This is a genomic window from Paenibacillus glycinis (genome assembly GCF_009909185.1).
GTDB classification, from domain to species: Bacteria; Bacillota; Bacilli; order Paenibacillales; family Paenibacillaceae; genus Paenibacillus_Z; species Paenibacillus_Z glycinis.
In genome coordinates this window covers 1-13,962 of the sequence record NZ_JAAAMV010000015.1, presented here as the reverse complement: position 1 = coordinate 13,962, position 13,962 = coordinate 1, and the positions used below count along the sequence as shown (strand labels likewise).

Genomic DNA, 13,962 nt, shown 5'->3' with positions numbered 1-13,962 from the left:
ATGCCCGCAAAAAAAAGGCGGCGGGATCGCTCCCCGCCGCCTTCCTTCCTCATGCGCATTGAATCGTTACTTGCTCGAATACAACGAGAAAATCAAATCCCGCTTGCCGTCATTCTCCGTCGTCCACGTCTTGCCGCCGTCGAGCGACAGCTTCTCGTACCCGTCCGCATACGGATTGCTGTCGCTGTACGCGAAGCCGTAGTTGTTGTCCGTCGAACCCGTGTCCGCCGACTTCGGCGATTTGAGGATCAGGCCGTATTTCTTCGTCGTATCCAGGTTTTTCAGGCGCGGATAGATCGAATACGGGCTCACGCTGCCCGGAATATTGTACGCCGGAAGCGAAGCGGAGAAGATTTTGTCCTGCGGGTTGTCGTTCGCGTCCAGCGTGACGAGATCGAAATAATAAGCATCCGCCGGCACCGCGTTCACGTAGCTCTCGTAGATGTACACGTCCAGCTTCGGCAGATCGCTCTTCGTCAGCTTGAACACCTGCATCCGCTGCACGCCGGCGCGGATATCGGAGTAATTCGCGTACTCCCCGTTGCTGTCGTCCTGCACGATGCTCGGTCCGCCGCCGCCTTTGACGTTATACGCTTCGAGCTCCTTGATCGACGGAATGAAATAGTTCGTCTTCATGAACAGCCTTATCTTGGACGTCGTGACCGTCTTGAAATCGATCGTCTTGTCGTCCCCGACCGTAAAGCCCTTCGTGATGTCGACGTAACGCGTGCCGTCCCAATACTGCAGCGCGTAATTGGCGATTTGGAAATAGTCGCCCTTGTACTCCTTCACCACGACTTGATTGACGTCCGTCGGCTTTCCGAAATCGATCTCCGCCCATTCGTCGTTCTGATGCTTGTCGGCGGCGCTCCATCTCGTGGACAGCTTGCCGTCCGTCAGCATCGCGCCCTCGTAGCCGGGATCGGCCCATGTGGACGAGACGTTGACCGGTTTGCCGAGCGCGAGATTCGCCGGCGCATCGCCGCCGTTACCCGAGCCGCCGTTCGTCACCTTGACGATCGCCGTGCCGTTCGGCGGCAGCGTATACGTGAATTGCCCCTTCGCCTTGCCGAGCCCGCGCCCCGAATAAATCTCCGTCAGCGCGTAGTTCGCGCTGCCGTTCAAGCCGAGATCGGCCAGCTTGATGCTGATCGTCGCTTCGTTCTTCGCGTCCCAATTGGTCAGGCTGACGTACGTCTCGCCATGACCGCCCGCCTTGTACGCGACCGACGGAGCGCGCTCGCCTTTGTGATAGAAGCTCGTCATGGCGACGGGCTTGGCCGCCCCGCCGTTCGCGGCGACATCGAGCAGCTCCTTGTTCTGGAGGAGGCTCATGCGGTCCTCGGACAAGAACGGAATATTGTCGCCGATCAGCCAATGCCCGCCGCCCATCGCGACCGTCGTCGCCAACAGCTTGCCTTCGCTCTGGCTGTATTTGTACCAGAAGCCTTGGGCGAAATTCTCCGGCATGATCATGTCGGGATCGTTGTAGTCGTAGAGCGTGCCGTTCGTCCACCAGGACGCCAGGTCGTTGAACGCTTGGCGCTCGATGCCGGAGTAGCCGTTCACGCCGAGCGACGTGTCGCAAGCCGCCCGTCTGCCGTGGGCGAATGCCGCCGGAAGCAGCGGCGCGATCGATTCGTTGATGTAGATCGGCCGGCCCGCCGCCAGCACCGTGTCGCGGATGATGCCCATGCCGATGCGGTACGCCTGCACGCCGTTGACCGACGGATCGTAATGCTGCCCCTCGTACATGCCCATATCGATAAAGTCCAGCTTGAGGTAATCGAAGCCCCAATCCACGTATTTCTTGATCGCGTTACGAATGGCCGTCTGCGCGGCGGGGTTGGAGATATCCATCGCGTACGTACCCAGATACGTGCGAATCGGCTTGCCGTTCTCGTCCTTCAGGCAGATATCCCGGTATGTCGCGTCCGTGCCCGGAATCGCCTCGTCCAGCCACGAGTCGTAGATCGTGAACGGCGTCTGATAGCCGCCGACCTTCAATCCCTTGCTATGCACGTAATCGGCGAAGGTCTGCATGCCCTCGTCGAACGGCAGGCTCGTATCCGGCCAGAAGCCGCCGTCTTGGTTGAAATACTCGTAACCGAGCGGCTTCAGGTTCTCCGCCACGTAGTCGACCATCGCGTACATCGCTTCCGCGGTCGCGTAGCCGTAATGCGAGTAGTAGGTGTTGTAGCCCATCGGCACGTCGCCCTTCCACTCCAGATGCGGCTCGCCGATGTTGTATACCTTGCCGTATTCCTCCAGTCCGGCTTGATAATCGTCATAGAATCCGAAGAAGAACCGGTCCGAGGCGATATTCGGCCCGCTCTGCGAGCCGCCCCAGTTATAGACGCCGAATGCGGTCAGCGGTCCGTTCGCCTGCTCCGCCTGGCCGAGCTTCTGGCTGCTCTTCCAGTTCTTCACGGTCGCGGCGCCGGCGACGAAGCCCTGCTTCCCGGCATTGTCGAACATCGCCGACACCCAGTGGCTGATGCCGTTGAACGGCTCCCACTTCAGCTGCTCGCCCTCGTAGCGGTCGGCGCCGTTCTGGCTGCTGCCGAAATCGTTCACCGGCGCCACGCCGAAGTCGAAATTGTTCGTATACGGCGTGGTCAAGATGCGCTTGTCCATGCCAGCGCCGATATCCAGGTTGGAGGCGGCGACCGGCTCGAGAATCTCGACGGCCTTTCCCGCCGGATTGGCGACGTTCAGATCGGACAGGAAGTAAGCCTCGTCCGGGTACAAATAGAGATTCAGGGTCAGCTCCGGCCCGGAATCGAGCACGCTGCGGATCGACAGCTTCACGCCGTCCTTGCCGTAGCCGTCGCGGGGTAGCTTGTTCCATTCCGCCGTCCGCTTCGCCGGATCGGAGGACCGGTAGCGCGCGTCGTCGCCGGCGAACTTGATGTCGGAGCTGAAATCGCGCAGGATCGTTCGTCCTCCCCACGCGAAGCTGCCGAGCCCCGTCGCGAGATCGTACGCGATCGCGTAGCTGCCGTTAGCCGCCGTCACCTTTCCGTTCTTCTGTTCGACCGTCAGCTTTCCTTTCGCGTAATTCACTTGCGGTATTAACGTCCCTCCCAGCATGATCGTGATGAAGACTACAATTAACCGCGTCCATATGGTTGTGCGCATTGGCTGCCTCCTTGGCATAGCGTCGATTATGATACCGGCTGCTTCCGCCGATCATGCGGGCAGAGCAGCATCCATCCCTCGTGCACGAAGGGCGGCATATGGCCGGAGGCGCCGAACGGCGCCCCCGTCCTTGCGGCTTGCTTCTTTATTTCCACAATTCCATCCGCTTGTTGTAATTGTCGGTGTAGATTTTCTCCAGCTTCGACACGCCCGCCGTTTCCAGCTCCTTGAGCATCTTCTCGTAGGTGGCGACGGCTTCGTCCTGCGAAGCGGCCATGACCATGCGCGGGAAGTATTTGGACGTCGTCTCGTTCACCTTTTGCTGGATGATCGCTTCCGGCGTGCCCCCGCTCGGGCCTAGGTTATCGAACGGCGCGGTGTCGAACGAAGTGTCCGCCAGGTTCTTGATCGCGAGCGCCGACACCGGATCCGTCTGGTAACGGCCGATCAGATCGTACGGCGTGCCGTCGGAGCCCGGGCCGTTCTTGATCGTCCACGTCCATTTGCGGATGCCCGTCTGCTTGGAATAACCGTCCCAGTCCTTCGCGAAGCCTTCCAGCGTCTCCGGCCGCGGCACGTGCTTGCCGTCCTTCATGTCCCAATCCTTGCCTTCGAGGCCCCACATCATGAGGTACTGGCCTTCTTCGCTGGCCAGGAAATCCAAGAATTGAATCGCGCGGACCGGATCCTTGTTGCTCTTCGAGATGCCGATGCCGTCCCAGCCCAGGGAGCTCTTCGGTCCGTACGTCGCCTTGGACGGGTCGACGCCCGGCGCCAGCACCTTGTACGGGTAAAATTGGCTCTCGTCCTTCAAAGCCGGGTCCTTGGCCGCTTCCTTCAGGATCGTGTTCGGCTTGCCCAGGTTCCAGAACGCGTCCGCCGTGGAGAAATAGCTGCCGCTCGCCAGCTTCTGCTCGTATTGCTGCGTCTTGTTGGTCGCCCATTCCGGGTCGATCAGGCCTTGCGTGTACAGGGAATTCATGAACTTGATCATATCCAGGTAGCGCGGATCCTTGACGTCCGTCTTCAGTTCGCCGCCATCCTGATAATACGGCATGATCCCGAACATGCCCTTGAACGAGCCGGTGATCGCGCCCATGTTCTCGCCGTTGAACGTAATCGGCACCGTCGGCTTGCCGTCCGAAGTCGGGTATTTCTCCTTGTATTTCTTCAGCAGCTCGACGTATTCGTCGGAGGTGAACGGCTCGCCGTTGTTGACTTTGTCGCCGACGCCGAGCTCCTTCATCACGTCCATACGCATCAGAAAGCCGAAGACCGGGTACTGCTCGAGCCCGTACCAGTTGGCCAGGTAATAGTTTTTGCCGTCGGCGCTTCTCGTTTTCTTGAGCATGTCGCCGTACATTTCCTTGATGTGCGTGCCGTATTTGTCGATGAGATCGTTCAGCGGCACGAGCGCGCCGGCCGCGATGTATTTCTCGAGAATGTCGCCTCGGCCGATGTCCATGATGTCCGGCAGGTCGTTGCTCGCGAGCATCAGGTTCAGCTTCTCGGACGGATTGCCCGTCGGCTGCTGGATTTCCAGCGACACGCCCGTTTTCTTCGTGATCTCCTGCGCGACCGGATTGTCGAACGTATCCCCGACGTTGGCGTCGAAGAACGTGAAGGTGACCGGCTTATTGTCCGCCGGCGCCTCCGCATTGCCCGCGTTATCCGCTTCGCCCTCATTGCCGGCCGCGGCCGTATTCCCCGTATTCCCCGTATTCGCCGTTCCTCCGTTATTGGCCGGCGCGTTGTTGCCGCCGCATCCCGCAAGCATCGACGCCATCAACACCATGGCGACCGTAAATCGAAACTGCCCTTTTTTCCACATGCGCATCTTTCCCCCTTCACGTATTGGCGACCAACTGCATGACAGCGATTTCATATCCGGTCGGACCGGCCGGTTCCGAGGGTCCATCGCTGCCGCCTGCATTCATTGTAGACACCGGGTCCGCCGCGATTCCATACCACTTTGCATTCAAACGTACCGGAAAACGACTTTCATCCCCCGCTTCATCGCGCCATCGGCATGCGGATGTGGACCGAGGTCCCGATGCCGAGCCTGCTGTGCACGCGCACCCCGTACCGCTCCCCGAAGGCGAGCTGGATGCGTTTATGCACGTTATAAATGCCGTAGCCTGCCGATGCGTCCGGCTTTTGCTGCATCCGTTCCATGACCGCGCGCGGGATGCCCATGCCGTCGTCGATGACCGCCAATACGAGATCGCCGTCGTCCTCCATGAGCTTGATGACGATTCCGATGCCGCGCTCCTCGTCCCACATGGCATGGTTGATGCAGTTCTCGATGAACGGCTGCAGGATCAGTTTCGGCGTCGTGTAATGCAGCAGCGCCTCGTCGAGCGCGAAGCGCACGCTGAACAATCCCTCGAAACGAACCTGCTGGATCGCGAGGTAATGCTCGGTCAGGCGGATCTCCTGCTCGATCGGGATGCTCTTCTTCCCTTTGCTGAGCGAGATGCGGTAAAACCGCGCCAAATCGTCCGCCATGAGATGGCTCTGCCGCGTATTGCCCGCGATGGCGAGCGCGGAGATCGAAGCCAGCGTGTTGTACAGAAAGTGGGGCGAGATCTGCGCCTGCAGGCTGTCCATCTCCGCTTCCTTCTGCGCGATCTCCTTCTTGTACACGTCGTTGATCAGCTCTTGGATCGTGACCGCCATCTTCTTCAGCGCGAACGACAGCTGCCCGACCTCGTCCGTCCCCATCTTCGGGAGCCGCACGTCGAAATTGCCGCGTTCGACTTTGCGAATCTGCTGCAGCAGCGATTCGAAGCGCTTCGTCATCAGCTGGCTCGTCCAATAGATCAAGACGATCGCGACGGCGATGCAGACGATCGAGATGTACAGCATCTTGCGGGAAGCGGCCGACGCTTGGTCGATCAGCTCGTCGTACGGCAGGACGACGACCGTCTTCCAGCCGTTCGGCAGCGATTTCTGCACGAGGATCGAGCGCTCGCCGCGGATGCTGGCGTAGACGACGTCCCCGTCGTTCAATGCTCCCGCCTTCGCCTCGCCGGGCGCGATCTCCGCGATATTCCGGTATGGCGACCGTTTGGCGCTGGACGAGATGACGTCCCCGTTCTCGTCCGCGACGTAGATCGTCTTGTTCTTGTTCTCCTTCTCGATGAGGGAATAAATCTCCCATTCCGAGATTTCCATCGTCAGGATGCCGTACGGGTAGTTCAAGCTGAGATAGTTCAGCGAGCGCGCCAGCAGGATGACTTTCTCGTTCGTGGCGGAGTCCGTCATGTAGAAGCTCGTCAGTTGTCCTTCGGCATGGAACGACCGGTCGCGCAGGGATTGCGGCAAATCCTCCATATGCTTGATGAAGAAGCCGTCCGAGTTCAGCGATTCGTTGTCGGAATAGATCGTAAGCGCCTTCAGATTGGGGTTCATCGCCATGATCTTGTACAGCGATTTGTTGATATAGTCGAACGCGTCGAGGATGTACACGTCGTTCTTCTTGTACTGGTTGACCAAATAATTGCGGAGCTCCGTATCCAGGTAGAGCAGAGTCGAGAGCTGGGAATACAGGCTCAGCTTGTTCTCGATGTTGTTGTTGATCTGGTCCATCGTGCTGCCGACGTTCTCGACGGCCTGCCGGACGAGCTGGTCCTTGATCGCATGGTACGAATACGAGACGAGGAAGGAGACCGGGACGATCGTGACCAGCAGGAAGACGTAGAACAGCTTGGTTCGGAATCGCTTGTTGACCAGGTTCGCATAGAGCAGCCGCACGGGCTTATAGAAACTTCTTGCGATATTCATTCGGCGTGACTCCTTGCGTTTTGTAGAAAAACGAGCAGAAGTAGGACGTGTTGTCGTAGCCGACCCGGCGGGCGACGTCGTGGATCTTGAGCGACTTGTCGCGCAGCAGCTCCAGCGATTTGCCCAGCCGGATCCGGGTCAGGTACTCGTGCACGGTGCAACCGGTCTTCTCCTTGAACAGCACGCGCAGATAATTGGGCGACAGGTACACCTTGCCCGCCAAATAATCGATCGTGAGCGAGTCGTGGTACTCGCGGTCGATGATGTCCCTTACCTGCCGCACGAGCTGCATGTGCCGGTCCTGCTGCCGGTCCTCGAGCTGCGCGCAGAGCCTGCCGGCCAGCTCCAGCATGTACCGCTTGAGCTCCTCGAGGGTCTCCGCCCGTTCGACCGCCCGCATCCAAGCGGCCTGTTCTCCGGCGAGGTCGGCATCGCCGGCCGCGTCCTCGTACTTCGCCCGCTCGGTCGCGATCGCGCCGAGCAGCTCGCTTGCGCCCTGGAGCACGCGCGCCTTCGTGGCCCGGAGGCTGTGCATGACGTCGAAGAACCGGCCGACGGCCTCGGACGTCCCTTCCCGGTCGGACAGGTCGAGCTTGCCCGGCCGCTGCGCGTCGTCTCCGGCGCCGAGGCCCAGGTCGAGCCGGGCATGCAGACGGGAGTCCAGGATGACGTTCCCCGGCCCGGCGAAGAAACGCTCGTCGGCCGCGTTCCTCGCCTTCGCGAACAGCGCGCTTCCCTCGCGCAGCGCGGCTTCCCGGTCGCATACCCCGATCGTCGCCGTCCAACCGAGCGCGGTCTTGATCGCGTCCGCCAGCTCTTCCCACAGCCCGGCCGCCGCCTCCGGCACGGCCGCGGCGGGAAGCGCGAGCAGCCATTCATGCTCGTTCAATCCGAGCACCGTTCCTTCGAGCCCGCGGGCTTCCAGCCGTTGGCGGAGCAGCTCCGCCGTTCGCGGCACCTCGCGCGCCGCCTCCGGGCTGTCCGCGAGCAGGGCCGAGTACCCGTCCACGCTGATTAAAGCGGTTACAAATTTCCGGTCCGCGTATTCGGGATACAGGTCGATCAGCTCCTGCCACGCCTGCTCCCGGCTTCCGGCGTCCGTTCCGGCGAGCAGGGCCGCCAGCAGGCTTTCGATCAGCACCGCCTTCGAACGGCGGAGCAGCTTCGCTTTCTCCACTTCGGCCTTCGCCTTGGCCATGACGGCGGACAGCTCGGCGCGGTCGATCGGCTTGAGCAGATAGCCGACCGCGCCCGATTCCAGCGCGGACCTCACGTATGTAAACTCGTCGTGCCCGCTCAGGAACACGACCTTGATCCAATCGAAGCGCTCCTGGACGAGCGCCGCCAGCTGCAGCCCGTCCATGAACGGCATGCGCACGTCGGACAGCACGATATCCGGCTGCAGCGCCTGGATCTCCTCCCAGGCTTTCTTGCCGTTCTTGGCGGCGCCGACGACCTCGAGCCCCATTGCTCCCCAATCGATATGGTTCATCATCAGGTTCAGTTCGATGATTTCGTCTTCCACGAGATAGATAGCCAGCATTTCCGAACCCTCCCCCTATTACGTCCAGACCTATTATACTATCCGTCCCGATCCGCGAAGAAGACCGAAAAGCCCCATTGCGGCATGTAAGACGTTTTCCCGCACGATTCTGCACATTGTTGTATTGCTGGCGCAAATCGCGGAACCGTATACTTTTCCCAATATGAACGAAAGAGGTGCACCCCATGGAAACGGCTGCGACGACGATTCGCACCACGAAGAAGACGGCCAAAAGAAAATTCAAGCACCGGCTCATGGAGCAGCGGTATCTCCTGCTTATGCTTCTTCCCGCGATTATTTGGGCGGTCTTGTTCGCCTACTTGCCGATGGCCGGACTCTATATGGCCTTTATCAATTACCAGCCGATGCTCGGCAGCTTCTGGACCAACATGTTCCACGGCGAGTTCGTCGGCCTGAAATGGTTCGATTATTTCTTCAGCAACGGCGATTTCTTCATCATCATGCGCAACACGCTGGCTTCGACGCTGCTGACCTTGATCGTGTCCTTCCCCGTCCCCATCCTGATCGCCATCGCCGTCAACGAGATCAAAGGCGCCGCGTTCAAGAAAACGGTGCAGACCGTCTCCTACCTGCCGCACTTCATCTCCTGGGTCATCGCCGCGAACATCATCGTCACCGTGCTCTCCTCGGACGGAATCGTGAACGACCTGCTCAAATGGCTGCATCTGACCAAGGACAGCATTCTGTTCCTTCAGGAGGGCAAATATTTCTGGTGGATCGTCGCCTTCGGCAATACGTGGAAGGAGATGGGCTACAGCTCGATCATCTATCTGGCGGCGATCTCGTCGATCAACCTGGATCTGTACGAGGCCGCCAAGGTCGACGGAGCCGGACGCTTCAAGCAGATCCTCTACGTCACGCTGCCGCATCTGAAGCCGACGATCGTCATCCTGCTCATCCTGTCGCTGGGCGGCGTCCTGAATGCCGGATTCGATCAGCATTTCCTGCTCAGCAACGGCCTGAACCAGGATTATTCGGACGTGCTCTCGACGTACTCGTTCCGGTACGGCCTGCAAAATTCCATGTTCTCCTACGCGTCGGCCGTCGGCCTGTTCAATTCCGTCGTCGCGTTCATCATCATCGTGATCGTCAACTCCGCCTCCAAGAGATTCAACAACCAATCGCTATTCTAAGGAAGCAGGTGCAGCATGCTCGGAAAAAGCACGATTTCGGATAAGGCGTTCGATACCGCGATGTACGCGTTTCTGTTTCTCGTCTTCGTCGCGACCTTCTATCCGTTCTGGAACATTCTCGTCGTCTCGCTGAACGATGCCACGGACGCCGTTCGCGGCGGCCTCTATCTATGGCCCCGGGAATTCACGCTCGAGAGCTACCGGTCGATCCTGCGCAATTCGGAGCTGATCAGCTCCGTGAAGGTCACCGTCCTGCGGACGGTCGTCGGCACGCCGCTCTCCGTGATCGCGATCTGCATGATGGCTTTCTCGCTCAGCAAGCGCGAATTGATCGCCTGGCGGTTCTTCACCTTGTTCTTCATCTTCACGATGTACTTCGGCGGCGGCTTGATCCCGACGTACATGATCATCAAGTCGCTCCATCTGATCGACTCCTTCTGGGTGTTCGTGTTCCCGGGCCTCATCGGCGTCTTCCTGATGATCCTCGTGCGGACGTACATCGAGCAGCTGCCGCCGGAGCTCGAAGAGTCGGCCAAGATCGACGGGGCGAACGACCTGCAGATCTTCGGCAGCATCGTGCTCCCGCTCTGCGTGCCGGTGCTCGCGACCATAGCGCTGTTCATCGGGATCGGGCATTGGAACGCCTGGTACGACTCGTACATCTACACGTACAAGCCGGAGCTGAAGACGCTGCAGGCCGTGCTCGTGAAGATCCTGAACCAATTTCAGACGGGCGCGATGGTGTCCGAAGCGGAAGCGTTGGCCAAGTCGTCGAAGCGCATCCCGGTGTCCGGCGAAAGCATCCGCATGGCGGTCACCATGGTATCGACGCTGCCCATCATCCTCGTCTACCCGTTCATCCAGCGCTTCTTCGTGAAGGGCATCATGATGGGCGCGATCAAGAGCTGACCGCATGGCGGCGAGGCATCAGGACGGATGCGATCAAGAGCTGACCGCATGGCAGCGAGGCATCAGGACGGATGCGATCAGGGACTGGCCGTATGGCTGTGACTTGGTGACGAGGTTGACCAATATCCTCGCCTGTTCGTTCTTCCGCCGCTTCTTCGTGAAGGGCATCCGGATGGATGCGATCAAGAAATGACCGCATGGCGGTGACTTGATATCGACGTTGACCATTATCCTCGCCTGTTCGTTCTTCCGCCGCTTCTCATGAAGGGCATCATGGTGGATGTGATCAGGAACTGACCGCATGGCAGGTTGGTGCGGGTTGGCGCAGGTTGCCGCGCAGGACGTCTTCTCCGGTTCATTCCGTCGATCGCGGCGCGTGAACCGGAGTTTTTGCGTTTGCACGGCGGCGGCAGATGCCGCGGGGACTTTTACTCCTGGTCCGCCGGGCGCGTCCCGTCTGGCGGAAGTCTTGTTTTCCGCAGGTATATCTGGTTGCGATTAGGAAAAAACGGGTATGAGAGGATGCGGACGTTCAAGCGTTCAATCGTTGAGTCGTGCGAGCATTCCAGGCGAATAAGCATTTCAGGCGTACAAGCGTTCCAGGCGTATAAGCATCCAATCGAAAGGGAGGTCTCTGCCTGTCATGACCAAATCGAACGGCAAAGGAATCGTAGGCGGCAAAGTCGCCGTCATTACCGGGGCCGGCTCCGGCATCGGCCGGGCCGCGGCGCTTCGGCTGGCCGAAGAAGGGGCGCGGATCGCGCTGGTGGACGTCAAGGAAGAGCGCGTCGCGGACGTCAAGAAGCGGATCGCGGAGGCGGGGGGCGAGGCGATCGCCATCGAGGCGGATATTTCGAAGCCCGCGGACATCGAGAGCGCGATTCAAGAGGCCGCGGGCCATTGGGACCGGCTCGATATCGTCTTCGCCAACGCGGGCATCAACGGCACGTTGGCGCCGATCGAGACGATGACGCCGGAGGATTGGAGCGCGACGCTCGACATCAACCTGAAGGGCACGTTCCTGACCGTCAAGTACGCCGTTCCGTATTTGAAGAAAAACGGCGGCAGCATCGTGATTACGAGCTCGATCAACGGCAACCGGGTATTTTCGAATTTCGGCATGAGCGCCTACAGCACCTCCAAGGCCGGTCAGGTTGCGTTTATGCAAATGGCCGCTCTGGAGCTGGCCCGGTATGGCATCCGCGTGAACGCGATTTGCCCCGGCGCCATCAAGACGCATATCGGGCAGAACACGCACCCGACGCCGGAATTGGACGAGATTCAGATCCCGGTCGAATTTCCGGAAGGCAATCAGCCGCTGGAGAACGGCCCCGGCCGCGCCTCGCAGGTCGGCGATCTCGTCTTGTTCCTCGCTTCGGATTCGTCGAGCCATATTACCGGCACGCCGATCTTCATCGACGGGGCGGAGTCGTTGCTGCGCGGGTGACGCGTCCAAGCGAAATCGAATATGAGGGACGAATATGCTCGCTTGGTGCCGTCGAGGGGTTATGCGCGACATGCGCAAGTACATAACGGCAAGCCGCCGCCGCTGCTTCGCGCTACGCGTATGCCGGCTCGCTCTCGATCAATCGGACGAGAACTGCGACGAGGAAGGAAGCGCTCTCCAGTCAGCGAGTGACTTCATGCATAACCATCCGGACGAGCACGAGATAATTCCCGTGCCGCATCAAGCAAACAACCTCCAGTATCGCCGCGGTCGGCGGGCTGGAGGTTGTTCGTGTTTTGGGCCGGCGCTACCCAGCAGGTGTGGCGCTCGCAGGTAGGTGCGGCGTTCGTCGGCAGGTGCGGCGTTCACCGGCAGATGCGGCGCTCTCCGGCAGATGCGGCGTTCACCGGCAGATGCGGCGTTCACCGGTAGATGCGGCGTTCACTGGCAGATGCGGCGCTCTCCGGCAGATGCGGAGTTCACCGGCAGATGCGGCGTTCACCGGCAGATACGGCGTTCACCGGCAGATGCGGCGTTCACCGGCAGGTGCGGCGTTCCACGGCAGGTGCGCGGGGTACGTTGTTTTCCTTTCGTCGATTCGATGATAGCTGACAGTTTCTTCGGGTGTTGTTTCTCATTCCCGAAGCACAAAGGCAGGTTCATCGCAGGAGATTGTTCTTGAATTGCTATGTACAAGCCAAGCGGCTGCGCCATTCGATCAAATTACTGTAAAAGTGCAGGAAAATACGAGTCAAACGGAGCTGCAAGTTAAAATTGCTGCAATAATGCAGCAGTTTTTCACTATACATATATGCAGCTAATTAATTCCCTCACAATTACTGCAGAATTGCAGCAATTTCGTAATAATCACTCACCGAGCCATGAATTCCTGCACATTTGCACCAATTTGGACATCAGCGCTGACAAAGCCATGAATTCTGGGCTGGGGAGCTACAATCTTTTCGTACATCTCGTGACATTCCGTGCAGTTCGCACATCTCGTGCATGCTGTGTAGGTTATACATCTCGTATTTCTCGTACATCCCGTACAGTTCGAACTTCTCGTGCATGCTGTGTAGGTCATACATGTCGTATTTCTCGTACATCCCGTACAGTTCGAACATCTCGTGTATTCCAGTACTTACCGCACCTCTCGTTCATTCCGTGCAGTTCATGCAACTCGTGCATTTCAACACTTCTCGCACACGCACATCTCGTGCATGCCGCGAGTTCGAACACCTGGTGCATTCCAGCACACTTTTCGTACATTTCGTGCATTCCGCGCAGCACGTTCGGACATGAGCGCTAGCCGCATCGACGTTCGTGATTTGCTCCACCCGCCTTCGGTCGGAACAAGCCGCGCAACGGCGCGTCCTTTGGAGTCAGACAGCGACCGCCTCTCCTCTCACGATAACCGCGTCCGCTCCGTCTCGATGCCGCAGCGCTGCAGCAGCCGCTCCACCGCGTCGAATTGAATCGGCTTCGAGAGGAAATCCGTCATGCCCGCTTCGAGACATCGTTCGCGGTCGCGCGGCAGCACGTTCGCCGTCATCGCCACGACGACCGGAGCGCGGCCGGCCGGGGCCGAGGCGAGCACGCGCCGGGTCGCTTCGAGACCGTCCATGACGGGCATCCGCATGTCCATCAGAATCAGATCGTAATGGCGCATCATGGCCAAATCGACGGCATCGCTTCCATTGCCGGCGACATCCGCGGCGATGCCGAGCTTATCCAGCAGCGACAGCGTCAGCTTCTGGTTAATCTCGTTATCGTCCGCGACGAGTACGGCCGCACGGCCGCGTGCCGCTATTGGGCCGGAGGCTGAATCCGCGGCCGAATCTGTCGTCGCGAGCGCATGAGGCATCATGTCGTCCGCGACCATTTTGCGATCGCTCGAGTCACGCTCTCCGGTGGCGGTATCTTTCGCGGCCGAATTTTTCGCCGCGCATTCATTAAGCGCCACGCCGTCCGCGGCCATTAGG

The 13,962-nt window shown here is 59.6% G+C and carries 9 protein-coding genes; 4 read left to right on the top strand and 5 right to left on the bottom strand.

Translation table 11 applies throughout. The features are described 5' to 3' along the window. Window positions 1-66: 66 nt before the first annotated feature. From GT019_RS17835 to GT019_RS17820, 4 genes are all read right to left on the bottom strand, one after another. Window positions 67-3,141 carry a galactose-binding domain-containing protein gene (locus GT019_RS17835; RefSeq protein WP_161744548.1) on the bottom strand — a complete coding sequence of 1,025 codons (3,075 nt, stop codon included), beginning with the start codon at window positions 3,139-3,141 and terminating at the stop codon, window positions 67-69. A gap of 145 nt (window positions 3,142-3,286) precedes the next feature. Then, window positions 3,287-4,978 (bottom strand): ABC transporter substrate-binding protein, encoded by a 1,692-nt coding sequence (locus GT019_RS17830; protein WP_407945089.1) that lies wholly within the window; start codon window positions 4,976-4,978, stop codon window positions 3,287-3,289. A gap of 176 nt (window positions 4,979-5,154) precedes the next feature. Continuing rightward, window positions 5,155-6,927, bottom strand: a complete 1,773-nt coding sequence (locus tag GT019_RS17825; RefSeq protein WP_161744546.1) for a cache domain-containing sensor histidine kinase — start codon at window positions 6,925-6,927, stop codon at window positions 5,155-5,157. Next, a complete protein-coding gene (locus tag GT019_RS17820) occupies window positions 6,902-8,470 on the bottom strand; it encodes a response regulator transcription factor (RefSeq protein ID WP_161744545.1) in 1,569 nt (522 codons plus the stop codon). The genes GT019_RS17825 and GT019_RS17820 overlap by 26 nt, the downstream gene beginning before the upstream one ends. A 254-nt stretch (window positions 8,471-8,724) precedes the next feature. Here GT019_RS17820 and GT019_RS17815 point away from each other — a divergent pair, with 254 nt between their 5' ends. The 4 genes from GT019_RS17815 to GT019_RS17800 all read left to right on the top strand — a co-directional run bounded on the left by GT019_RS17815 (window position 8,725) and on the right by GT019_RS17800 (window position 11,980). Next, window positions 8,725-9,624: an ABC transporter permease gene (locus GT019_RS17815; protein ID WP_235948534.1), complete on the top strand. Its 900-nt coding sequence runs from the start codon at window positions 8,725-8,727 to the stop codon at window positions 9,622-9,624. 15 nt (window positions 9,625-9,639) lie between these two features. Further along, window positions 9,640-10,533 carry a carbohydrate ABC transporter permease gene (locus GT019_RS17810; RefSeq protein WP_161744543.1) on the top strand — a complete coding sequence of 298 codons (894 nt, stop codon included), beginning with the start codon at window positions 9,640-9,642 and terminating at the stop codon, window positions 10,531-10,533. Between the two features lie 4 nt (window positions 10,534-10,537). Beyond that, window positions 10,538-10,726: a hypothetical protein gene (locus tag GT019_RS17805; RefSeq protein WP_161744542.1), complete on the top strand. Its 189-nt coding sequence runs from the start codon at window positions 10,538-10,540 to the stop codon at window positions 10,724-10,726. Between the two features lie 450 nt (window positions 10,727-11,176). Then, window positions 11,177-11,980 carry an SDR family oxidoreductase gene (locus GT019_RS17800; protein WP_161744541.1) on the top strand — a complete coding sequence of 268 codons (804 nt, stop codon included), beginning with the start codon at window positions 11,177-11,179 and terminating at the stop codon, window positions 11,978-11,980. 1,405 nt (window positions 11,981-13,385) lie between these two features. Here the strand turns inward: GT019_RS17800 and GT019_RS17795 are convergent. Continuing rightward, window positions 13,386-13,962: response regulator (locus GT019_RS17795; protein ID WP_161744540.1), on the bottom strand; the 577-nt coding region annotated here is incomplete at its 5' end.

Bases quoted from the DNA above. Each gene is read 5' to 3' on its own strand.
- GT019_RS17835 (WP_161744548.1), bottom strand. From the start codon at position 3,141: ATGCGCACAACCATATGGACGCGGTTAATTGTAGTCTTCATCACGATC.
- GT019_RS17830 (WP_407945089.1), bottom strand. From the start codon at position 4,978: ATGCGCATGTGGAAAAAAGGGCAGTTTCGATTTACGGTCGCCATGGTG.
- GT019_RS17825 (WP_161744546.1), bottom strand. From the start codon at position 6,927: ATGAATATCGCAAGAAGTTTCTATAAGCCCGTGCGGCTGCTCTATGCG.
- GT019_RS17820 (WP_161744545.1), bottom strand. From the start codon at position 8,470: ATGCTGGCTATCTATCTCGTGGAAGACGAAATCATCGAACTGAACCTG.
- GT019_RS17815 (WP_235948534.1), top strand. From the start codon at position 8,725: ATGGAGCAGCGGTATCTCCTGCTTATGCTTCTTCCCGCGATTATTTGG.
- GT019_RS17810 (WP_161744543.1), top strand. From the start codon at position 9,640: ATGCTCGGAAAAAGCACGATTTCGGATAAGGCGTTCGATACCGCGATG.
- GT019_RS17805 (WP_161744542.1), top strand. From the start codon at position 10,538: ATGGCGGCGAGGCATCAGGACGGATGCGATCAAGAGCTGACCGCATGG.
- GT019_RS17800 (WP_161744541.1), top strand. From the start codon at position 11,177: ATGACCAAATCGAACGGCAAAGGAATCGTAGGCGGCAAAGTCGCCGTC.